Here is a 22,567-nt window from a genome sequence, read left to right as displayed (position 1 = left end):
CATAGCATTTTGTGGGAATTTTTTGAACTAATCACATAACAAGGGGCAAATTTGGTTGTTTTGCAATGGATTCTAACCGCGAGGCCCTTCATAAACCATACAGTGAAAGGGCTTCAAGCCGGTTGGGGTCTGTCGTTCGTATGTATCCTGGGTGACAAATCCACTCTTCAGATAGACTTGAATGGCACGAGCATTCCAAGTGAGTACTTCCAGATCAATCTCATTCGTGGGATTTCGGCGAATGGCTTCCTGTACAATGGCAGTGACAAAAGCTGTCCCTTGACCCTGACCACAGAGCTCTGGATGCATGCCGAGGCCAATTCGGGTTACCCCTTGAAGTGGGAAGTATTGAGCAAATCCACATATACGATCGTTCTGATCCAGGACGATCGCATACTGCTCCTGCCGCAGCTGTGCATCTCCGAATTCCACTTCCAGAGCTTTCATCTGCTCCCAGGGGAGCCAGCTGTAGATATTGTAAGGTGGGTCATACTGCCAACTGCAGATAAGCTCCGCATGTTCTTCTCGCATGGGTACAACATGAAACGTCACAGGGGCTTTCTTCATACACCTGCATGCTCCTTTCCTTGAAACAGAACTCTTTGTCCACTCTACAAAAGAGCTGTTCATTTAGCAAGTCACTCTTCTCAAGAAAAAAAGTGAAACAAAAGTTCCGGTAATTCCGTTTATATTATAACGGGATGGGTAAAAACATCATAAGGGCACGGACGAACGAACGCAAAATGAACCTGTTGATGTCGCAGGAGATGCCCCGAGTATAACTTGCAACATGAATAAGGATTGAAGCACAAAAAAACCGCCGGATACATTCCTGCGGAGAATGTACCGGGCGGTTCTGTTATGCTTCTTGCTTCGTTCCAGTATGGTTAATGGTTACAGCATCATGTTGCTCAGCTTGTCCCTAGTCAAGGGCCAGTGATTCATATGCGTCCGTGCTCATAATCCGTTTCGCGCCAACATAACGATTGGCCCAATAGCTTTCACTCAATGCACTGATCGTAACGCCTTTGGAAGAAGAGGAGTGTGCGAACTTTCCATCCCCTACAAAGATTCCTACATGAGATACGCCTTTACCTGTTGTATTGAAGAATACCAGATCGCCAGCTCTCATTTCCATGCGGGATACGGAATCGCCCATGTCGAATTGGGAACTGGATTGGCGTGCCAAATCAATACCCAATTTGTCGAATACATACCGTGTAAATCCGGAGCAGTCAAAGCCGTTAAGCGTTGTTCCCCCACTTTTGTATGTAGTTCCCATTGCTGAATCAATTACTGTGTCCATCTTTGAATCTGCGAATGCGCTACCTGCACCAAGCGATAATGCAAATGTGATGCTAAGTACAGCTGCGGTTAATTTCTTCTTGAACAAGAGATATTCCCCTTCCAACGCCTGCGAGGTTAGCTTAAGGATTCGGTTGAAGGTCCCCTATGATCCCTCTGTAGCAAGATCAATTCACCCATAACTGGTTCCCCCGCTTCCCAGGTGCCAGGAATTTGGCTATGCTAGTTATGCACCTGCGAAATCAAGAAATGACGATTTAATTTTAAGTAGTTACAAATATGAATGTAAAGATTACAAAGTTGTTACTAAAAACTCACTGCGATTATTGTAACAGAGGAGTACGGCTTTGGCAACGTTTAGCAACAAATTTAGCAAAAAAAACCTCGACCTTTGACGGGGAAAGGTTGAGGTTTGCCTATTTATAAGTACATATTAGGCCATAAGTTTAACATGTGATGGTAACAATTTTTAAACTATCTGCTCTCACCTTTTGACATTTTGGACTGCCATAATCGGAAATGGCTGCATATTTTCCACAGATTCAATAGACATCTCGCAAGTGGATACGTCTGTTGTAGTATAAGTCCGGTAAGTCCCGTTAATAACCATGAGGCTGAAGTGAATGCCCCGAAGATAAGCAGGTGAACTCCGCCCAGCAGGAGTGCAATACCGATTACGGCGATGAGATGACGCAGTGCAATCCAGAGTGCTTTGAGGGTACCGTGAGCCCCGCCTTCTCCTTCTGGTGCCGAAACACCGAACTGCATGTAGAGCACGGCATGGTGGATGATCCAACCATATACAATCCAGGCAGCAACATAAGGTATACCAGGCAAAAGTAATTGAAGGGAATGAAATCCGTCCATGAGAATCGAGTAAAGCTTCGGTAAGAGCCAGTAGGCGGGCAGAAGTATCAATAATGTACGTATGGTGTGGAGCAGCAGCATCGGTTTCCACAGATTTTTGATTCCGCGGACGAAGGGGATGCGCTCTTCTGTAGAGTTAAAGTGCTGAAGTGAGTAGAGTAGTCCTGCCTGAATGAGGGGGCTGATCAACATGCGAACCAGCAGCATGCCCCCTAGAATCCATAGATAACGATGAACCTCCGGATGGGTAGACAAGTTAAGTTGACTTTCCATTTTGAACAAAAGTGTACTCAGTTCCCCGGCATCAGAATCTGGATAGCGCAGGAGCAGTGGGATGACGGCCGATTGTACCATTCGATAGAAGAAATATCCCCAAATGAGTTGATAGAGAAATAAGAGTGCGGCAATGAACATATGCTGACGGACGAGAAACCAGCCTTCACGTATTTTCGCTTTCACCGTTTCCACCTCACCATGACAGACCTCCGAATATGGCTTCTATTAGTTTGGTTACACTCATGCTCCAGCGGGACTTCGCCCGCTCATCCAGTCCGGATTTCAGGAAATTGTTCATATGGCGGTTCTCCAGCACGATCGTGTACAGGGGATCGGTCATGGCCCAGGATACGGGGGATGTGTGAGTTAATTTATAGGTGATGCGATCTTCTTTGCCATTCCATTGTTTGGTGAGGATATGCCCGTCTTCAAAAGCAATGCGAACAGGAACGGCGTTGTAATCACTTCCTTTTTTTGCGATCGTCACGGATGACTCGTACCATGTTTGACCGTCTTTCTGTACGGGCGTAACACGAATCTGCTCTACAGCAAAGTCAGCCATCCCGTTACCATAGACGTATTGGTCAAAATAATCAGACCAGGAAGTACGGGTCACTTGTTCCACAACGTTCTGAAAATCAGCCGAAGTGGGATGTTTGAAGCGGTACTTCTTCACATAGGTAGAGAGAATGCGTTCCATCTTTTTTGCGCCGACTTGATGTTCGATACCAAGCAATACAAGTTTGCCACGTGTATAGACATTGGCTGCATACTCATTCTGTGAATCGAACTTCCAGGATTCTTGTGTTAAAGATGAAGGAGACGTAATCAGGCCCGATTGTACCGGCAGATTCGGAATCAATCCATATTCCTGCTCCATCAGTTTGTCTTCTGCATAAGAGGTGAACCCCTCATCCAGCCAGGCTTCCTCGAATTCGTTGCTGGCAACCATACCGTAGAAGTACTGGTGTCCGATCTCGTGGACTACGGTACGTTCCAGGTCATAACCTGGGGTAGTATCATCGGCTCCAAAGGCCGTAACTAGCGTAGGGTACTCCATACCTCCAGCACCGTTCCCCGCTTTGGGTGGAACTACGATGGATAAGGTAGCGTAAGGATATGGGCCAAACCATTTGCTATAATTGGCTAGTGCGGCCTTCGCGGCGTAGAAATAACGTTCTTTCAGATCCTGATGAGCAGGGTCCAGATATAACTTGATTCGTACACCAGGCACATTGGGTGCAGAGAAGGGTTCCTCGGCGTAGACAAAATCCGGTGAAGCTGCCCAGGCAAAATCATGTACATCATCGGCATAGAATTGATAGACCTTTTCTCCATTCTTCACCACGGCTTGTTGCGTCGGAAATCCGGTAGCAGCAACTTTGTATGTTTCAGGCACCCGAATACGCACACTATATATACCGAAGTCGGCGTAAAACTCTGAATTGCCATGGTATTGGTGCAGATTCCAGCCTTCCGTTGTTCGTCCACGCCTGCCCACAGGTTCATAGGCACTTAATTTGGGAAACCATTGACCTGCCATGACAAAATTATCAGCAGTTCCCATTCGGGCAAAAATCTTCGGCAGATTCACTTCGAATCGGGTGTGGAGTGTGATGCTTTCCCCGCCTTTAACGGGTTTGGGCAAGCGTACTTTAATGAGGGTGGTGTCCTTGATATTTCCGTCATCTGGTTGCACATATTGCATCCGGTGCAGCAGAGAGAGCCCGTCCTCCGTTTTCATTTCGGTAATGTTCATGGAGCCATAACCATTGGTAGGCATGACATCACCACGAAGCTTTCCACCGGATTCCTTCATAAAGGTGGTGTCAGCAGAAGAGAAGGCATTGGGGTACATATGAAAATAAAGCTCGCTGACGGTTTTTTTACCTGGGTGTGTCCAGGTAATCGTCTGAGTCCCTTCCAGTACATTCCCTTCGACCAGTTTTACATCCATGTGATATTCCACAACACGGTTGCTGTACACTTCGGCTGTAGGGGTCTGTACACTTTCTGGAGGTGCTGGGGTTGGAGCTATTGCCTTGGGCTTGCCCGATTCGGGGGCGAGTACTGGCAATTCTGAATGAGTTGAGCGATTATAACCCAGAGTGATCCATATCCCTCCGGCAAGTACACACAGGGCCAGGGATGCAGTGAGCCAGCTCTTGGCGCGTCGTGGAATCATCGTTAAATACCTCCCGTTGACAAGCATCTACAGCATGTATATGTTTGCAATGGGACAATTATTAGTTAAAATATTTGTATCAACCCTTGGAGGCTATAAACATGGACCAAAACGAGCAAAACGGCAAAAAACAGATTGCCTTGAATATCGTTAGTGCAAAAAGCAAGCATAAAGGCTTCGGTGCAGGCTCCATTGATCTGAATAACCTTTCCCCGGTCATTATTGATAATGGCGAAGCCAAAATCGATATCGGTGCGATGCATGCGAAGAGCAAAGTGGAACGCAATATCAAATTCTCTACCAATCGTGAAGATGTGCCCAACGGACGCCAGGTATGGCTGGTGTGGGTAGCTGTGGATCGCACGGAGGAAGGCCAACTGTATGGTGGAGCAACGGCATGTGAGATGTGGATTGATACGGAAGCAAGACGTGGATGGAAACTGCTGGCGGAACATGTGAATCGCATGGATTATGCCTTGAAGCGTCGCTTCATGCTGGATGAGCTTGGACCTGAAGCTCGAGCTGCACTTAAGACACTGCTGATCTCACACAACGAAGACTGGTGGAATGCTTCTCCAGATGTATTGAAGGAAGCACTCGCCTAAGGCAGATCATTTTCAACAAAGTATAAAAGCAAAAAAAAGCAAAAGGCCCCTTGACCGGAAAGTTCGGCTGGGGGTCTTTTGCTTGTGCATTAACAGTATTCATTGATCTGAATAAATATGAGTTTTCATCTGAAGTGAATTTCCAATTCCTCAATATAACCGGGGGTCGTAGGTGACGTAACTAAGTCATTGCGCATTTACGTCATTCTACCCACCAACGTTTGAAATCTCCCCACCAGGAATGTTTCTCTTCCTGTATGCCTTGTTGATTCTGTACCTGACGGGTCTTCTCATCTTCTCCAGAATCCGAATCATCCGTCGTACCATGACATACCTCTGTCGGTTCAGTACCATCAATAAAAACTTCCAATCGTTTCTCTTCACAACCGTTGCCTGCCAGCTTGCCGGATTCCGGGTCAATATAGACACTTACGACATGATCAGGCACGGAGAAGATTTTGGGTGGTACGCTCGCAAGTGCCTGCTCTGTGAACTGGGCAAAGATCGGCGCTGCCCGGCGGCCATCCGAGGTCGATATGGCTTTGCCTTGGTCGTAACCAACCCATACGGCGGTAGAGAGCTCCGGTGTGAATCCAACGAGCCAGGCATCCGTATTGGTCGTTCCCGTCTTTCCGGCAACCGGACGTTTGATCGCGGCAGATACCCGGTTACCCGTTCCCCCATTTTCGAAGACACTTTCCATTAAACGAGTCAGGACATAAGCTGCTGCAGGTTCCACCACGGTCTCAGCTTTCGTCTGTGGCGATTCATAGAGTACACGTCCTGCGGCATCTGTTACTTGCAGAATGGCGACAGGTGGCGTCCGTTGTCCACCAGCAGCAATGACGGAAAAGGCCGACGCCATCTCCAGCGGGCTGACAGGTGACGTTCCCAGTGCAAGAGAAGGTACGGCGCTCAGGTTGCTTGTAATGCCAAGGTTTTTTGCCATACTCACAACCTGCTCAGGACCGATCTGCATAATGGTGTTCACCGCATAGATATTGTCTGAAGCGGCGATCGCCTGTCTTAGATCAATCTCACCCAGATACTTGTCTCCAAAGTTGCCGGGTTTATAGGTTTTGCGGTCATTGTCATAGTGAAAAAGGGTAGGTTCACTGTTAAATATGGATGCACTGGTGAGTTGCTTGGATTCCAGGGCTGCCAGATACATAATGGGTTTAAACGCCGAACCTGGCTGGCGCGTTGTCGCCAGTACATGGTTAATCTGATTGGTGCGATAATTCTTGCCGCCTACCATGGCTTTGATGTAGCCCGTACGAGGGTCGATGGACACGAGGGCCGTCTCCAGCTCACTTTTGGCATCCATACCCTTCGCTATGGCGTCTTCAGCTGCTTTTTGTACACGCAGATCCAGGGTGGTGTAGATATTCAATCCTCCGTGATCCAGCATCGCTTCACTGATTCCCAGCTCTTTGATGGCCAGATTCCGGATATAGTCACGAAAATACGGGGCACTTTCCACCGTTTTACGCTCACTTTCCGGTTTGAACGAAAGCATTTTCTCATAGGCCTTATCCGCTTCGGCTTGGGTGATCTTACCGATATCAGCCATGGCATTCAGCACAATCTTCTGTCGGTCTTTGGCATTCTTCATATGGTTGTAGGGTGAATAGTAGGTAGGTCCTTTCGGGATTCCTGCCAGCATGGCACTCTCTGCAAGATCCAGCTGTTTGGCTGATTTGCCAAAATACATTCGCGAAGCCGCTTCGATTCCGTACGCACCATGCCCATAATAGATTTCGTTCAGATACATCTGCAAAATTTCATCCTTGCTGTATTTCATCTCCAATTGCGCCGTGTACATGGCTTCCTTGGCTTTGCGAGTCCATGTTTTCTCATGAGATAGATATAGGTTACGCGCCAGCTGTTGAGTCAATGTACTCGCACCCTGCGACATCTGCATATGTTCGAGGTTAACGAGCACAGCCCGTCCCATCCCTTGCACGTCGAACCCGTAGTGATTATAGAATTTGCGGTCCTCTACAGCGAGAGTGGCATTGACCAGATCTGGAGCGATATCCTCCAGTTGAACGGGTACAGAGTCTTTGCCACCTGCGGAGAAGGTAGCGATGACTTCACCCTGACTGTCCAGTAATCTGGAATTCCGGTCAGAGTCTGCGAGAGGCAGGCTGGTTGCGTATAGGTATACCAATCCTGCAGCGGTAGCAAGTATAGCGAGCACGGCGAGCAGAGACAGGTTTTTAATGAATTTTCGTAAACGGAACCCGCGTTTGCGGGTCTTTTGATTTGGCTTGGTCATGGAACGGGCTCCTCTCTTTTCTTCCAGTATGGGACTTGATTGGCAGGGATATTCAATCGGGTGCATAAGCAAACAAAATGTAGCATTTCCGCCTTGAAAACCGTTTTGCAGTATAAACGTCAATCGCGTATAATGCAAAAGGGTAATGAAAAGGTAAGATTCGGCACAAGATACTAAAGCGCGTAAGGACGAACAGACGAATGGTCATTGATTCATTGATTAGTCAGACGCTCTGCACGCTCTGGTCAATTTAATCTATATAATGAAGTGAACCGCGGACCTTTCCCGCAGGCCAGCAATGATAACGCGATATGGCGCCGAACGCTGGACGTGCTTGGGCGAACCGATTATAGTGCATAGCACTTGTTCGGGTATGGCTGATCATTAACTTTACGGAAAGAAGGTAGAGATTATGGAATTGTGGTTTACGGAGAAACAGACCCCGGTATTCGGGATCACCGCGAAGATTAAGCAGACCTATGTTACAGAGAAAACGGATTTTCAAGATTTGGCCATGGTAGAGACCGAAGAATTCGGTAACATGTTGCTTCTTGATGGCATGGTGATGACGACTGTAAAAGACGAATTCGTATATCACGAAATGGCGGCACACCCTGCGCTGAACACTCACCCGAATCCGAAAAAAGTTCTGGTTGTCGGTGGCGGCGATGGCGGAGTCATTCGTGAAGTCATTAAGCATGCTGCTGTAGAAAAAGCAGTTCTCGTCGAAATCGACGGTAAAGTTATTGAATACTCTAAAAAATATTTGCCTGAAATCGCCGGCAAGTTGGACGAGCCTAATGTTGAAGTGCTCGTAAACGACGGCTACATGCATATTATTGAACATAAAAATGAATACGATGTGATCATCGTAGACTCCACCGAGCCTGTAGGCCCTGCTGCTCCATTGTTTGAGCGTGGGTTCTACCAAGGCATCTACGAAGCATTGAAAGAAGACGGAATCTTCGTTGCCCAAACGGATAACCCTTGGTTCAAGGCGGATCTGATCCAGAAGGTGAACAAAGACGTCAAAGAAATCTTCCCGATCGTACATGTGTACGGCTGTAATATTCCAACCTATCCAAGTGGTTTGTGGACATTCACCATGGGTAGCAAGAAACATGACCCGCTCGAAGTGGATGAGACTCAAATCCCGGAGATGGATACCAAGTATTACTCTCCGCGTCTGCACAAAGCAGCATTTGTACTTCCTAAATTCGTGGAAGATTTAACGAAATAAAAGGGGAAATCATTAATGAAACTGGATCAAGCTTATTCAGGAAACGTATTTATTTGCAGCTCTGAGGATTATGAGAACTCCAAAGCGGTTATCTATGGCATGCCGATGGATTACACCGTCAGCTTCCGTCCGGGTTCCCGTTTCGGCCCATCTCATATCCGTCAGGCATCGGTTGGACTTGAAGAGTACAGCCCATATCTCGACAAAAGCATTGTAGACATGACATACTTTGACGCTGGAGACTTGCTCTTGCCTTTCGGTAACGCGGGACGCAGCCTTGAGGTAATTCATGAATACATCGGCAGTCTGCTCGCTGACGACAAATTCCCAGTTGGTCTCGGTGGCGAGCATCTGGTTACTTGGCCAGTCATCCAACAGATGTACAAGAAATACCCGGATCTTATCCTGATTCATATTGATGCACACGCTGACCTTCGTGAAAACTATGAAGGCGAGCCATTGTCCCACTCCACACCAGTACGTAAAGCGGCTGAGTTGATGGGTGGCCAAAACATCTATCAGTTCGGTATCCGTTCCGGCTCCCGTGAGGAGTTCCAGTACGGTCGCGAGAACATCAACTTCTATCCATTTGAAGTGGCAGCTCCGATGAAAGAAGCTCTTCCCAAGATGGGCAACCGTCCGGTGTATGTGACCATCGACATCGATGTGCTTGATCCGTCAGCAGCACCAGGAACAGGTACAGCAGAAGCGGGTGGCATTACGTCCAAGGAACTGCTGGAAGCCATCCATATGATCGCAGGATCTGATGTAAATGTAGTTGGTTGTGACTTGGTTGAAGTTGCACCAATCTATGATCCAACACAACAGACACAGATTGTAGCTGCGAAGCTGATCCGTGAAATGCTGCTTGGATTCGTGAAATAATCACAGAATAATCGATAAGTATAACGCTCTCTGTCTGCGCGGGTTCAACTTTGCGCAGGGGAGGGCGTTTTGTATTGTTAACTTTTGGACAGAGCTGTGCTATACTGACTACATAGTATTCAGTAGTATATTAATTGATATATTACAATCGTGAAGTATATGGTGATCGGGTTCGGTCATATACTAAAAAAGAGTCTTCACCGCGTCAACGGTAAAGACTCTTAGGACCCGAAAGGCTGTGGATTGCCACGGCGTGCATGAACTAAATAATGCTATTCAAGCGAAACCCACCGTCAGGCGTCCAACCTTATGAGGTGGGTTTTCGCTTGTTACGAAACTTTTTGCGCAACCAACGGTAAAGCTTTCGCCCACTCAGTACAATACTGAGGATCGCAGCAATCCATCGGATTACATCAAGCAACGCCACAAGTTTGACCATCGACGTCACCCCCTTTCGGGAAGCTACGCCGTGGTCTGGAAAACATCCACCGATATTCAAAAGTCCATAACATGAATTATAGCACGTATGTTCCCTTGTCTCTACCATTTATTTCATGTGTTCGTATGGACTCTCCTCTTACGCAGATATCGTGCCTCGGTATGACTCTATCTTAATATTTGTGTATAATATGGAAATAGAGGAAGGGAAAGGTGGATGTGAATGCGTGTGATTCGGACTCAATTGAGTATGTATCCCAGGTGGCTAACTGCAGTTTTTATAGTGTTTGTCATCAATTTTGTATTAGCAGTGACGATATTTCTCAACTTCACGTTGATGGTGGCTGATCTGGCCATGCTTTTTGCTGCATATAGTATTCGGGAATATAAATACAACAAAATATATTTTAGTTTATGCCTTTTCTTAAGTATCAGTTTTGTTATCCTTGCTGTGGTGACGTATCCCATTTAACTTAGAGTACACAATGTTTGGTGATGAACCACCCTTTCCTACATGATCCAATCATGGGTAAAGGTGGTTTTTTTCTTGCGGAATTGTCATCAGGGTTAATCAGATTGTTACGTTAGAACCATCATATTTGGGTAAAACCATAGAAGGAGGTGTTACGATGACAACCAAGAGTACAATGACATGGAAACGGATTGGTGCACTCGCATTATCGTTAACGCTGGCTTGGGGGATGGGACCGGTACATACGCTATCAGGTGCTAACGCTGCATCCTCGCAGGCATGTGGAAAGGGAGATCATGGACTATCTGCTACATTGAAAAAGGGCAGCGGTGTGGAAGAGCAACATCTGCAATTTACTGACATTGATTTTCTTAATGATACAACTGGACGAGCTGGGGGTGAAGGCTTCCTGATCGGTACTTCGAATGCAGGATGTTCGTGGCAGTCCATTTATACCGGACAATGGCAATTCACACAGCTTGATTTTCCGAATAATGTGAACGGATATGCGCTGGCGCGAGTGAAGGATTCACCTGCAACCTATCTGATCCGTACCAAAGATGGGGGATCTCACTGGACGCGGCTCGATACGCCGGGCATTCAATTCAAGCGAATCGATTTTCGCAATAAAGATGTAGGTTTTGGTTACACCTATAATGGTGCATATCAGACGAAGGATGGCGGGGTAACCTGGAGTAAAATGAATACACCTGCCAACACGCGTGCAGCTGCCTTTGCAACAGAGAAACAAGGGTATGCCGTCGTGGTTGTACCTGGATCGGGATATCATCTGAAGCAAACGAGTGATGGCGGCAAAAACTGGACCACCTCTCTTCGAGTTGTCTCAGACACATGGAGCGGAGCAGATCTGTATGCACATGGCCAGCAAGTATGGGCCCTTCTGTATGGTGATGCAGGCATGTCCCAACAATCCTACTCCCTCTATGCGAGCGGTAATCAAGGCAAGAACTGGACCCAAGTATTTGCGCAATCTACAGCAGGGGGAGGTCCTGCACCAGGTACAAATAGTACAGGCAAAGGAAACGGACCAGCCAACCCGGGTGGCCATCCCGGCAACATGGCGTTGATTGGTAATCAGACGGCTTATCTGTCTGCAGGTTCACCCGCAGCTGGCAAAGTGGGTATTGGACGTTCTTATGATACAGGTTCCACGTGGAAAAATATTGACCTGAAAGATCCGGGATACAGTTCCCGTATCTCGTTCCCATCGGCCAAGACGGGTTGGCTCGTAGTCACAAGTGATAACTCTCCTGCGATCTATCAGACTACAGATGGTGGAACGACGTGGACACAAAAAATGTTGTTGCCTTCAGAGCAGGATTAAATAGCCTGTTATTCTGAAATAACAATGGAGCAAATCCAAATTAGAAATGAATAAAAATCAATTTGGTATACCTCTGCATGAATTTCTATAACAAACAGGCCTTTTCCTAATCATTTACACAGGAAGAGGCTTGTTTGTCTAGAAATAAAAACGGTTGAAACCTACTCTAAAACGAGTTATTGTAAGCGATAACAATACATTATATGGAGGTTGAAATCATGGTTGATGTTATTTTAAAGGCGGATTCAGATCAAGGATTAATAAATCGCAATATATATGGTCACTTTTCCGAACACTTGGGACGTTGTATTTATGAGGGGTTGTGGGTAGGAGAAGATTCACCCATTCCGAATACGGATGGGATTCGAAATGATGTATTGACGGCCTTGCAGAAGCTTAATATTCCAGTACTTCGCTGGCCAGGCGGTTGTTTTGCCGATGAATATCACTGGAAAGATGGCGTGGGTCCAAAGAGTGAGCGTGCCCGTATGATCAATACACACTGGGGTGGTGTGGAAGAGAACAATCACTTTGGTACGCATGAATTCATGAGATTATGTGAGTTGCTCGGCACGGAGCCATATATTAGTGGCAACCTGGGTAGCGGTACAGTGCAGGAGATGCAGGAATGGGTGGAGTACATCACGTTTGACGGCGAATCCCCGATGGCGAACTGGCGTAAGAGTAACGGTAGGGAAGAACCGTGGAAAATGAAGTATTTTGGCGTGGGAAATGAGAACTGGGGATGCGGCGGCAATATGCGTCCTGAATATTATGCGGATGAATACCGTCGGTATGCTACATATGTACGTAACTATTCCGGGAACGAGATTTATAAAATCGCTTGTGGACCCAACGAAGGCAACTATGAATGGATGGAAGTCCTGATGCGGGAGGCTGCTCGCTTTATGGATGGAATCAGTCTTCATTATTACACCATCCCTACAGGAGAGTGGAATGATAAAGGCGCAGCTACAGGATTTGGCGAGTCTGAATGGTTCACCACCTTGAAAAAGACGCTCCATATGGATGAATTACTGGTGAAGCACTCCGAGATTATGGACAAATATGATCCAGAGGGCAGAGTCGGCATTATTGTGGATGAATGGGGTACGTGGTATAACGTTGAGCCGGGAACCAATCCAGGATTCCTTTATCAACAAAATACGATGCGGGACGCTGTGCTTGCAGGTGTTAACCTGAATATTTTCAACCAACATAATAAACGGGTACACATGGCAAATCTTGCGCAGATCGTCAATGTGCTTCAATCGCTTGTGCTCACGGAAGGTGACAAAATGCTCCTGACCCCTACGTACCATGTATTTGATATGTATCAGGTTCATATGGATGCACAGCGACTGGATTTGAATTATGAAAGCCCTGGGTATACCTTCGGAGAAGAAACCATTCCGCAGCTCAGCTTGTCAGCGTCCCGCAACAAGGATGGGGTCATTCATGTGACAGCTTGTAATCTGAGTCATACCGATGAGTTGGAAGTTGTGTGTCAGCTGGACGCAGCTCAAGCGGCTAAAGTAACCGGGCAGATTCTGCACCATACTGATTTTGGTGCATTCAATACCTTTGAACAGCCGAATCATGTTCAGCCTGCGGCGTGGGAGGGACTCACACTGGAGAATAACACTTTGCGTTTTGTTCTTCCTCCAGCATCGGTTGGGGTCATCGCTGTTGAGGGTTAATGATGAAAAGGCAGGAACCTTGCAAGGGCTGTGATGATCAGTACGATGTGAAGATTAGCGATGCCAAAATGGCCAGACTTGTGGAGATTGCCTCACGCTCGCGTGAGACGGTACAGGATGAGGAATATGAACGTCGGCTATCCATCTGCTCTGCTTGTCCGGGATTGCAATATGGCACAACTTGTCGGCATTGTGGTTGTCTCGTACAGGTGCGAGCGAAGCTGAGTGAGTCGACATGTCCTTTTCCTTATGAATCGCAATGGGCCTGATCGGATGAACGAATCTTATTATAATGAAGCAAAAGGGAGTTGCACTTTACAGGTGCGGCTCTTCTTTTTTGGCTTGATGAGGAAAAAACTCTGAATTTGGATTTGAATTGAGCGAGGGAACTGGATATAGTTATACAGTAGAGTGTAGGATAGCGAGCTATCCGGGAATATGAGCGCGTATAGCGACACAACAATACGGGAAGGGCTGTTCTCACCAGCCGTGCCTGATTTTGCGTCGCCTCGAATATAATGGAGGTTAACATTCATGTCGAACATGCGACCGGTACACATCCGGCTGCACAGCCGTTATGAAGGTGAAGATGTGCTGCAGGAAATGCAGGGTGAAGCCGTGTTAAAAGGGTCCGTTCTTTATGTTCGTTATGAAGAACCGCAGGTTGGACCTGAGGGAGGTACAACCCGTACAACATTGAAGCTGGGCGGACAATCCATCAAGATTATACGTCATGGTGAGGTGGAATCGGAGCAGACTTTTGAATTGAATCGGAAGCTTCCTGGTTTCTACCGATCGCCATACATGTCGTTTGCCCTGTCCACGCATACACAGAAGCTGGAACTTTCCATTCAGGGATTGAGCGCACGCGCAGCGTGGAGCTACGACTTTTACCGCTTTGATGAAGAATCCGGACATTTCGCGATTAGTTTGCATATACAGGAGGAACCAATTTCATGACACGTAATCCACTAGATACGATTAACGAACGGGTAAGCACGGCCATCGGCAACGCCATTGTGGCGGCCGGAATTGTTACGCAGGACGAATTGCCAGCCATCACATTGGAAGTGCCGCGTGAGAAGACACACGGGGACTTGGCGACCAATGCTGCCATGCAGCTGACCAAGATTGCCAAGCGCAATCCGCGTCAGATTGCTGAAGAGATCATTGCCAATCTGAATCTGGCTGAAGCCGGAATCGAGAAGGCTGAGATTGCTGGCCCAGGATTCATTAATTTCAAATTGGACAAGAGTTACCTTTATCCAGTACTTGCGCTTGTGCAGGAGCAGGGTAAAGATTACGGAAGAATTAACATCGGAGAAGGACGCAAAGTCGAGATGGAGTTTGTCAGTGCCAACCCGACAGGCAGCCTGCATCTGGGCCATGCCCGTGGAGCAGCTGTAGGGGATGCACTATGTAACATCCTTGACTACGCAGGATATGATGTAACCCGTGAATACTACATTAATGATGCAGGTAATCAGGTGTTTAATCTGGCTCGTTCCATTGAAGCTCGTTATCTGCAAGAGCTGGGTCAGGATGCTGAGATGCCTGAAGATGGTTATCACGGTGAAGATATTAAAGGATTTGCCAAGCAGCTTGTTGCTGAAAAGGGTGACGAATTGCTGTCCATGCATCCGGGTGACCGTGCGGCTTATTTCCGTGATTTCGGCCTGGAGAAGGAACTGGACAAGATCAAACGTGACTTGAATCGCTTCCGTGTTAACTTTGACATCTGGTTCAGCGAAACTTCCCTGTATGACAATGGAGAAGTTCTGCGAGTACTTGATGAATTGCGTGACCGCAATGAAATCTATGAGCAAGATGGAGCAACTTGGTTGAAAACGATGCAGTACGGTGACGACAAAGAACGTGTATTGATCAAGAACGATGGCACGTATACTTACCTGACACCAGATATTGCTTATCACCGCGACAAATATGCTCGTGGATACGACACGATGATCAACATCTGGGGTGCGGATCACCACGGATATATTCCACGGATGAAAGCCGCAATGCAAGCGCTGGGTAATGACCCCGAGAAACTGGTGGTCTTGATTGCACAGATGGTGAGCTTGTTCCAGAACGGTGAAAAAGTGAAGATGTCCAAGCGTACAGGTAAAGCTGTAACGATGGAAGACCTGATGGATGAAGTCGGCATTGATGCCATCCGTTACTTCTTCACAATGCGCAGCATGGACTCCCATCTGGACTTTGACATGGACCTTGCGATTTCGACATCCAATGAGAATCCTGTATTCTACGTACAATACGCTCATGCACGTGTATGCAGCGTATACCGTCAGGCTGAAGAACAAGGTATTGAACTGCTGCCACTGGCACAGATTGACCTGTCCAAGCTGACAACAGAGCACGAGTATGATCTTCTCCGCAAAATGGGAGAGCTGCCTGAGGAAATCTCTGCAGCAGCAACAGGATATGCGCCTCATCGTATCATCCGTTATGTATACGAGCTGGCATCCCTGTTCCACAGCTACTACCGTGCAGAACGTGTTATTACGGAAGACGCGCAGCAAACTCAAGCACGTCTGGCACTGATCGGTGCTGTGCGTACCGTTATCGCAACGGCGCTTCGTCTGGTAGGCGTAACCGCTCCTGACAAAATGTAAATTCCATGCGAGCGGCACATCGCCGCTCTGTCTAAGGCAAAAAGTCTCCCTGTCCACGTTGATTGCCTTCAACGTGGTACATGGAGACTTTTTTTGTTGTGTAGCCTAGCTGAAGAAAAAGAAATGCCTGGTCCAAGGTACACTAGCCTACCTTTACATCACAGCGGGCGTAACCTAGAGCCTCAGCCGCTAGGTATACTCCCTCGTGCGTACTGCCTGGGCCGGGCTACTGGGTTTCGCAACGAGTCTCAATTAAGTTCTGCTGTCCTCTTGCAGAGCTGGCTCACTCCCCGCCCTCCTGCATTAGCTTCAGGGCATCAATCTCACCACCACGCACCTTACTTTTTGCGGTGGTGGTCTTGCGGGCGCGCAGCGGGATCGTAGCACGTTTGACGAGTGTCTTGATTTCACTCGGGGACAACCCCGGATGTTTGGAGAGCAGCAAGGCGATAGCGCCACTCACATGGGACGTCGCCATGGATGTGCCGCTCATCTCGTGGTGCTTGCCTTGTACCCAAGAGGAGACGATCTTATCACCAGGTGCATAGACATCCACATATGCGCCACGATTGCTGAAGGACGCAATACGTCTGTTTTTGTCGGTTGCCCCAACGGATATGGTCTGCGGATACCTTGCCGGATAATCAATACTGCGGCGTTTGCCGTCATTTCCTGACGAAGCAACAATAACGATTCCAGCATGGTATGCACGATTGACAACGTCAAGAAGCGCCTTGCTGCGTGTTTTCATGCCAAAGCTCATATTGATGATATCGACCTTGTTACGTACACACCAGTCGATGCCAAGTACAATGTCGGACACATAAGCCGATCCGTTGTGGTCAAATGCTTTCACCGGATAGATCAGGGAGCGTGGAGCAACACCAATCATGCCTGCGGTGCTGTTGGCTGCGGCGATGGTCCCTGCAATATGGGTACCGTGTCCGTTATCATCATGAGGAAGCAGGCTGCGGTTTAACAGATTGATTCCGCGTGCCAGGGAATAACGAAGATCAGGATGGTGATAATCAGCACCTGTATCAATCACACCGATTTTAATTCGGTGTCCGGTAGACACAGACCATACTTTGGGCGCCCGAATCTGCTTCACTCCCCATGGTATGCCTTGGGCATTACTTGGTTTGTTGTGGAGTGCGGTGGCATGGAGGGAGATGGGGACGTCTGCTTCAATCGTAATCTCATCCGCATAGCGGTATAGGTCCTCCGGGCGTTGGACTGGAGCGATAATGGAACGAGCCAGTCGCGAGGAACGGACAGCCCCAAGGTCGGTGAATTCATTCCGCATTCGGGACAATTCTACGAGACAGGCCTCGTACTGCTGCGGTTTGGCAAATCGGATCAAATATCGCCCTCCCTGTTCTGGTTCAGGGCGTCGCATTCCGTCAATCAATTGATGCAATAAACCAGTATAGTCCATAATGGGCAGCCCCCTTCGGGATGAACATGCTGAGGTATTCTATGAATGCGCTCATCCCGCCGCATGGGGAACTTGCCCTTTTTTTACAAAAACACATTCTCTTCGTGTCAAAACGGGCGCAGGGACATATGATGGATGGAGAGCTAGAGGGCTCTTGCGGGGAACCTGGTGAGGAGTAATCCTCCAAGGGTATACAGTCAGAAGGCGGAGGGGACTCCGTCTTTTTTATTATGGAGTTGTCTCTTTGGCAAAAGAGGATATTCTTGTGGGTTCGATGTCACTTCACGTTGAATATATGGACATATTGTTGCTGCTCTCCGCATTTGCGTCACATCCGTACATAAAAACTTGCTTTTTAACGCTAAATAGGTTTTACTTAGGTTTGTTAATGGATATGTTATACGTAACAGTCCAGTTCGTAGGGGTTAAAAAGTGAATTTTGTGTGAGAGGAAGTGTCTGCAGTGAGTACCTCGCTCAATTTGAAAATTGATAAAGAAAAGGTAAAAGAGATCCCTTTGGTGGACCTTGCCTTTATGGTGCTGAAAGCGGCTAATACGCCGTATTACTATCGTGACTTGATGAATGAGGTAGCGAAGCAGCGCGGAATGACTGATGAAGAAATCAACGAGTTTATCGCCCAGCTATATACCGAGATTAATATCGATGGCCGTTTTGCTTGCGTCGGTACAAGTCTGTGGGGCTTGAAGCGCTGGTATCCGGTAGCTGGAACAGAAGATTCCATGACGGGTGCGAAGCGTCCGCGTATCATCAACGATGAAGACGATGATCTGGAAGATGAAGACTTCGGTGAAGAAGAAGACAGCTATAACAGCGATGAAGACTTCGACAGCCCGGATAAAGACGAAGATGAAGACGAAGAAGATGAAGACGAAGACGACATCTTTGACGAAGAAGACAGCGAAGAAGAAGTGCTGGTTGAAGATGACGATCTGGAAGATGAAGACCTCGAAGAAGACGAAGAAGAGTCCGAAAACGAGGATGAATTTGACGACGATTCTGATAATCGGTAGTCATTTTTGACGTCTATAATTTACCCGTTTCCCCGGAATAGTCAGCCTTGACAGCAGACGGGGTAACGGGTAAACTATTGCATGGGCTTATGAATGAGCGACAATATATTTATGTTTTTTATAGAAGGTGCCCCGTCCTGCGGGAGTACTTTTTTTTGTATTTTTAGAGGCATAATTTTGCAAAATGATTTCTTTTCCGTATGCTCCCGGCCAACATTTCGTGGCCCGTTTTTGTATATCAAAAACACCAAATGGAATGAAGGCTACCGGAATATTTGCACCATTTTTTGCTGTAGAACAACGTGTATTTAAACCGTCTTCGCAGAAAGAGCAGTTCGCAGATGCAGGGAATTTCTGCCATTGCTCTTTTTAACGATGATTACCTGGGAAACAGGTTACGATAACACCATATATCGCCTGAATTTCTGTACTTATATTAGGAGGGTAATAACAGTGACAAAGTATATTTTCGTGACGGGCGGAGTTGTGTCCTCCCTGGGCAAAGGGATTACGGCTGCTTCTCTGGGCAGATTGCTGAAAAACAGAGGGCTTAAGGTAACAATCCAGAAATTTGATCCATATATTAACATCGACCCGGGAACAATGAGTCCTTATCAACATGGCGAGGTTTTTGTAACGGATGATGGCGCGGAAACGGATCTGGACCTTGGCCACTATGAACGTTTTATTGATATCAATCTCTCCAAAAACAGCAACGTCACGACTGGTAAAGTATACTCTTCCGTCATCAGCAAAGAGCGGCGCGGGGAATATCTGGGTGGAACGGTACAAGTTATTCCACACATTACGAACGAGATCAAAGAGCGTGTATTCCGCGCTGGACGTGAAGCAGGTTCGGATGTGGTTATTACGGAAATTGGCGGAACAGTGGGCGACATTGAGAGTTTGCCTTTCCTGGAAGCTATCCGTCAGATCAAGAGTGATGTAGGTCGCGACAATGTGATGTACATTCACGTAACACTTATTCCTTATATCAAAGCAGCTGGTGAAGTGAAAACAAAACCAACGCAACATAGTGTTAAGGAATTACGCAGCATTGGTATTCAACCGAATGTGATTGTATGCCGTACGGAGTATGAACTGTCTAAAGACATGAAAGCCAAGATCGCTCTCTTCTGCGACATTGATGAGAATGCCGTGGTTGAATGTCGTGATGCAGACACGTTGTATCAAGTACCTCTGAACCTGCGTGAAGAAGGCTTGGATGAGATCGTGGTAAATCACCTGAAACTGACTACTCCTGCACCGGATATGAGCGAGTGGGAAGGGCTGGTTGACCGGATCAACAAGTTGGAGCATACGGTTGAGATCGCTATTGTTGGTAAATATGTAGCGTTGCATGATGCATACCTGAGTGTTGTTGAGTCGTTGTCTCATGCAGGGTTTGCATCCAATGCCGATGTCAAAATTCGCTGGGTTCCTTCTGAAGATATTACGGATGAGAATGTTGGCGATCTGTTACATGGTATTAGCGGTATCCTTGTTCCTGGCGGATTCGGAGATCGTGGTATTGAAGGTAAAGTATCGGCAATCCGTTATGCTCGTGAGAAACAAATTCCGTTCTTCGGTATTTGCTTGGGTATGCAGGTTTCCGTTATTGAATATGCACGTTCCATCGTTGGTTTGAATGGTGCGAACAGCTCCGAGATTAATCCGGCTACTGAATTCCCTGTGATCGATCTGTTGCCTGAGCAAAAAGATATCGAAAATCTGGGTGGTACGATGCGTCTTGGTCTGTATCCTTGTAAGCTTCAGGAAGGTTCATTGGCGATGGCTTGTTATGATGACGAGCTGGTGTATGAAAGACACCGTCACCGGTATGAGTTCAACAATGAATACCGTGAAGCGATCGAAAAAGCAGGACTGGTTATCTCGGGTACATCCCCGGATGGACGTCTGGTTGAGATCGTGGAACTTCCAGGACACCCATGGTTCCTGGCGGTGCAATTCCATCCGGAATTCACTTCCCGTCCGAACCGTCCGCAACCATTGTTCCGTGAATTTGTAAAAGCTTCTCTGGAGAATGCACAGAAGTAATACATGGTTTTAGTGTTAACGTAATAGATATTGGGGATGTTCCTGGCAACCATAGCGGCTGCCTGAACATCCCTTTTTTTTGTGTAAAGAGCAGGTGGAAATGCTTTTTGTCATTTTGTGAAGGTAGCAGGATTTTAATGGAAGAGGTAGAATACTTATCATGACGACTATGGGATAGTTATCCAGATTCGAAGATGTACATGCTTTCCTAATTCTAGGAGGTTACAGAGTGGAAGATAAAAAAGTTTTGATTGTTGATGACCAGAATGGTATCCGAATCCTGTTAATGGAAGTGTTCAGCAGTGAGGGGTATAACACGTTTCAAGCACCCAACGGCAAGGTTGCTCTGGAGATTGTGAATAATGACAAGCCTGACCTGGTATTGCTCGATATGAAGATTCCTGGGATGGACGGTCTGGAAATCCTGAAGCATATTAAAGAAATTGATCCGGGTATCAAGGTGATCATGATGACCGCTTATGGTGAACTGGACATGATTAAGGAAGCCACAGATCTCGGGGCGCTCATGCACTTTACGAAACCGTTTGATATCGACGAGATGCGAGTGGCTGTGAATATGCAACTTCGCAATGGTACTGCCAATAAATGCAGCTGAATCCTGTTGATACAGGATTTTTTTGCGTGTGGAGAACATAGAAGGTACTTGGCGAGAAAATGGGGTATTTCACTCCTTCATCCGGGGAATATTGGAAATGGGGAAGTTATAAAGCGGTGTCTATGAAAACTGTGCTGCAAAGCACAGCATTTTTGCAAATGCTTGTTTAGTATTTGACATGGGATGTGGTATAATAAGCCCGTATGTGATTTCGGCTAAAAACCATAGACACAACCCAAACCCCTAGGAGGATTGAAACCATGCCATTAGTATCTATGACAGACATGTTGAACAAAGCACTTGAAGGAAAATATGCAGTTGGTCAATACAACATCAATAACCTTGAGTGGACTCAAGCGATTCTTGGTGCTGCTGAAGAAGAGAAATCCCCAGTAATCCTGGGTGTATCCGAAGGCGCAGCACGTCACATCGGTGGCTTCTACACTGTAGTTAAAATGGTAGAAGGACTTATTCACGACATGAAAATAACTGTTCCAGTTGCAATTCACCTGGACCATGGTTCAAGCTTCGACAAGTGTAAAGAAGCGATCGATGCTGGATTCACATCCGTTATGATCGACGGTTCCCACCACTCTATCGATGAGAACATCGAAATGACTAAAAAAGTTGTTGAATATGCACACGCTAAAGGCGTTTCTGTAGAAGCTGAAGTAGGTACTGTAGGCGGACAAGAAGACGACGTTATCGGCGGTATCATGTACGCTGACCTGAACGAGTGTATCCGTATCGTTAAAGAAACAGGTATCGACACATTGGCACCAGCTCTTGGTTCCGTACACGGTCCTTACCATGGCGAGCCTAACCTGGGCTTCAAAGAAATGGAAGAAGTTCGTGACGCGGTACAAGTTCCACTCGTATTGCACGGTGGTACAGGTATTCCTAAACACGACATCGACAAAGCCATTTCCCTGGGTACGTCCAAAATCAACGTAAACACAGAGAACCAAATTGCTTTTGCAAAAGTGGTTCGTGAAGTGCTTGCAGCTAAACCAGATGCTTACGATCCACGTACATTCATCGTACCAGGCCGTGAAGCAATCAAAGAAACCGTTAAAGGTAAAATCCGCGAGTTTGGTTCTAACAACAAAGCGTAATTTAACTTTACCAGTTCCATACTGTGAAATGGAAAAACACCGCCTAGCCGGTGTCTTTCCATTTTCACACCTT

General features: G+C 47.0%; 19 protein-coding genes and 1 riboswitch. Of the genes, 12 read left to right on the top strand and 7 right to left on the bottom strand.

Annotated elements, in window-relative coordinates:
* Positions 1 to 72 precede the first annotated feature (72 nt).
* From MKX68_RS10515 to MKX68_RS10500, 4 genes are all read right to left on the bottom strand, one after another.
* Positions 73 to 567, bottom strand: coding sequence for a GNAT family N-acetyltransferase (locus tag MKX68_RS10515; RefSeq protein ID WP_340911340.1), 495 nt, complete (start codon positions 565 to 567; stop codon positions 73 to 75).
* A 355-nt stretch (positions 568 to 922) separates the two neighbouring features.
* On the bottom strand, positions 923 to 1,393 hold the full coding sequence (locus MKX68_RS10510) for a C40 family peptidase (protein WP_091039214.1): 471 nt from the start codon (positions 1,391 to 1,393) through the stop codon (positions 923 to 925).
* A gap of 3 nt (positions 1,394 to 1,396) precedes the next feature.
* Positions 1,397 to 1,534: riboswitch (cyclic di-AMP (ydaO/yuaA leader) on the bottom strand.
* A gap of 245 nt (positions 1,535 to 1,779) precedes the next feature.
* Positions 1,780 to 2,631 (bottom strand): hypothetical protein, encoded by an 852-nt coding sequence (locus MKX68_RS10505; RefSeq protein WP_340911338.1) that lies wholly within the window; start codon positions 2,629 to 2,631, stop codon positions 1,780 to 1,782.
* Positions 2,632 to 2,641: 10 nt separating this feature from the next.
* The gene (locus MKX68_RS10500; RefSeq protein ID WP_340911337.1) at positions 2,642 to 4,633 is read right to left on the bottom strand and encodes a M1 family metallopeptidase; all 1,992 of its coding nucleotides are present in this window, start codon (positions 4,631 to 4,633) and stop codon (positions 2,642 to 2,644) included.
* A 101-nt stretch (positions 4,634 to 4,734) separates the two neighbouring features.
* Here MKX68_RS10500 and MKX68_RS10495 point away from each other — a divergent pair, with 101 nt between their 5' ends.
* Complete coding sequence (locus MKX68_RS10495; protein ID WP_091039209.1) at positions 4,735 to 5,238, top strand: YwhD family protein; 504 nt, start codon at positions 4,735 to 4,737, stop codon at positions 5,236 to 5,238.
* A 202-nt stretch (positions 5,239 to 5,440) separates the two neighbouring features.
* On the opposite strand, the gene MKX68_RS10490 is transcribed toward MKX68_RS10495, so the two are convergent.
* Positions 5,441 to 7,519: a transglycosylase domain-containing protein gene (locus MKX68_RS10490; protein ID WP_340911334.1), complete on the bottom strand. Its 2,079-nt coding sequence runs from the start codon at positions 7,517 to 7,519 to the stop codon at positions 5,441 to 5,443.
* 412 nt (positions 7,520 to 7,931) lie between these two features.
* Between MKX68_RS10490 and speE the strand changes: the two genes are divergently transcribed.
* Positions 7,932 to 8,759, top strand: a complete 828-nt coding sequence (gene speE / locus MKX68_RS10485; protein WP_017691306.1) for a polyamine aminopropyltransferase — start codon at positions 7,932 to 7,934, stop codon at positions 8,757 to 8,759.
* A 15-nt stretch (positions 8,760 to 8,774) separates the two neighbouring features.
* Positions 8,775 to 9,644, top strand: coding sequence for an agmatinase (gene speB, locus MKX68_RS10480; protein ID WP_017691305.1), 870 nt, complete (start codon positions 8,775 to 8,777; stop codon positions 9,642 to 9,644).
* A 307-nt stretch (positions 9,645 to 9,951) separates the two neighbouring features.
* Here the strand turns inward: speB and MKX68_RS10475 are convergent, their stop codons facing one another.
* Positions 9,952 to 10,083 carry a hypothetical protein gene (locus tag MKX68_RS10475; protein ID WP_260986711.1) on the bottom strand — a complete coding sequence of 44 codons (132 nt, stop codon included), beginning with the start codon at positions 10,081 to 10,083 and terminating at the stop codon, positions 9,952 to 9,954.
* A gap of 628 nt (positions 10,084 to 10,711) precedes the next feature.
* Between MKX68_RS10475 and MKX68_RS10470 the strand changes: the two genes are divergently transcribed.
* The 5 genes from MKX68_RS10470 (at position 10,712) to argS (ending at position 16,235) form a co-directional block, all read left to right on the top strand.
* Entirely contained in the window at positions 10,712 to 11,899 is a 1,188-nt protein-coding gene (locus MKX68_RS10470) for a WD40/YVTN/BNR-like repeat-containing protein (RefSeq protein ID WP_338589827.1), read from the top strand.
* Positions 11,900 to 12,117: 218 nt separating this feature from the next.
* Positions 12,118 to 13,599, top strand: coding sequence for an alpha-N-arabinofuranosidase (locus tag MKX68_RS10465; protein ID WP_338589829.1), 1,482 nt, complete (start codon positions 12,118 to 12,120; stop codon positions 13,597 to 13,599).
* A 2-nt stretch (positions 13,600 to 13,601) separates the two neighbouring features.
* The gene (locus MKX68_RS10460; RefSeq protein WP_340911327.1) at positions 13,602 to 13,868 is read left to right on the top strand and encodes a DUF6171 family protein; all 267 of its coding nucleotides are present in this window, start codon (positions 13,602 to 13,604) and stop codon (positions 13,866 to 13,868) included.
* Positions 13,869 to 14,133: 265 nt separating this feature from the next.
* Positions 14,134 to 14,559: a DUF1934 domain-containing protein gene (locus MKX68_RS10455; RefSeq protein ID WP_017691299.1), complete on the top strand. Its 426-nt coding sequence runs from the start codon at positions 14,134 to 14,136 to the stop codon at positions 14,557 to 14,559.
* A complete protein-coding gene (gene argS, locus MKX68_RS10450) occupies positions 14,556 to 16,235 on the top strand; it encodes an arginine--tRNA ligase (protein WP_091020191.1) in 1,680 nt (559 codons plus the stop codon). Before MKX68_RS10455 ends, argS begins: the two co-directional genes overlap by 4 nt.
* A 283-nt stretch (positions 16,236 to 16,518) precedes the next feature.
* On the opposite strand, the gene MKX68_RS10445 is transcribed toward argS, so the two are convergent.
* Entirely contained in the window at positions 16,519 to 17,673 is a 1,155-nt protein-coding gene (locus tag MKX68_RS10445) for a S8 family peptidase (protein ID WP_340911322.1), read from the bottom strand.
* Positions 17,674 to 18,135: 462 nt separating this feature from the next.
* Here MKX68_RS10445 and rpoE point away from each other — a divergent pair, with 462 nt between their 5' ends.
* From rpoE to fba, 4 genes are all read left to right on the top strand, one after another.
* Complete coding sequence (gene rpoE / locus MKX68_RS10440) at positions 18,136 to 18,705, top strand: DNA-directed RNA polymerase subunit delta (RefSeq protein ID WP_091039194.1); 570 nt, start codon at positions 18,136 to 18,138, stop codon at positions 18,703 to 18,705.
* A gap of 453 nt (positions 18,706 to 19,158) precedes the next feature.
* The gene (locus MKX68_RS10435) at positions 19,159 to 20,763 is read left to right on the top strand and encodes a CTP synthase (RefSeq protein ID WP_340911317.1); all 1,605 of its coding nucleotides are present in this window, start codon (positions 19,159 to 19,161) and stop codon (positions 20,761 to 20,763) included.
* A 229-nt stretch (positions 20,764 to 20,992) separates the two neighbouring features.
* A complete protein-coding gene (locus MKX68_RS10430; protein WP_017691292.1) occupies positions 20,993 to 21,379 on the top strand; it encodes a response regulator in 387 nt (128 codons plus the stop codon).
* A gap of 260 nt (positions 21,380 to 21,639) precedes the next feature.
* Entirely contained in the window at positions 21,640 to 22,494 is an 855-nt protein-coding gene (gene fba / locus MKX68_RS10425) for a class II fructose-1,6-bisphosphate aldolase (protein ID WP_307540789.1), read from the top strand.
* Positions 22,495 to 22,567 lie beyond the last annotated feature (73 nt).

Origin of the sequence: Paenibacillus sp. FSL M8-0212, from assembly GCF_038004645.1 — a bacterium.
GTDB lineage: Bacteria > Bacillota > Bacilli > Paenibacillales > Paenibacillaceae > Paenibacillus.
The sequence above is the reverse complement of the archived record's forward strand: the minus strand, read 5'-3'. Positions and strand labels throughout refer to the sequence as shown.

Bases quoted from the DNA above. Each gene is read 5' to 3' on its own strand.
- MKX68_RS10515 (WP_340911340.1), bottom strand. From the start codon at position 567: ATGAAGAAAGCCCCTGTGACGTTTCATGTTGTACCCATGCGAGAAGAA.
- MKX68_RS10500 (WP_340911337.1), bottom strand. From the start codon at position 4,633: ATGATTCCACGACGCGCCAAGAGCTGGCTCACTGCATCCCTGGCCCTG.
- MKX68_RS10495 (WP_091039209.1), top strand. From the start codon at position 4,735: ATGGACCAAAACGAGCAAAACGGCAAAAAACAGATTGCCTTGAATATC.
- MKX68_RS10490 (WP_340911334.1), bottom strand. From the start codon at position 7,519: ATGACCAAGCCAAATCAAAAGACCCGCAAACGCGGGTTCCGTTTACGA.
- speE (WP_017691306.1), top strand. From the start codon at position 7,932: ATGGAATTGTGGTTTACGGAGAAACAGACCCCGGTATTCGGGATCACC.
- speB (WP_017691305.1), top strand. From the start codon at position 8,775: ATGAAACTGGATCAAGCTTATTCAGGAAACGTATTTATTTGCAGCTCT.
- MKX68_RS10475 (WP_260986711.1), bottom strand. From the start codon at position 10,083: ATGGTCAAACTTGTGGCGTTGCTTGATGTAATCCGATGGATTGCTGCG.
- MKX68_RS10470 (WP_338589827.1), top strand. From the start codon at position 10,712: ATGACAACCAAGAGTACAATGACATGGAAACGGATTGGTGCACTCGCA.
- MKX68_RS10465 (WP_338589829.1), top strand. From the start codon at position 12,118: ATGGTTGATGTTATTTTAAAGGCGGATTCAGATCAAGGATTAATAAAT.
- MKX68_RS10460 (WP_340911327.1), top strand. From the start codon at position 13,602: ATGAAAAGGCAGGAACCTTGCAAGGGCTGTGATGATCAGTACGATGTG.
- MKX68_RS10455 (WP_017691299.1), top strand. From the start codon at position 14,134: ATGTCGAACATGCGACCGGTACACATCCGGCTGCACAGCCGTTATGAA.
- argS (WP_091020191.1), top strand. From the start codon at position 14,556: ATGACACGTAATCCACTAGATACGATTAACGAACGGGTAAGCACGGCC.
- MKX68_RS10445 (WP_340911322.1), bottom strand. From the start codon at position 17,673: ATGGACTATACTGGTTTATTGCATCAATTGATTGACGGAATGCGACGC.
- fba (WP_307540789.1), top strand. From the start codon at position 21,640: ATGCCATTAGTATCTATGACAGACATGTTGAACAAAGCACTTGAAGGA.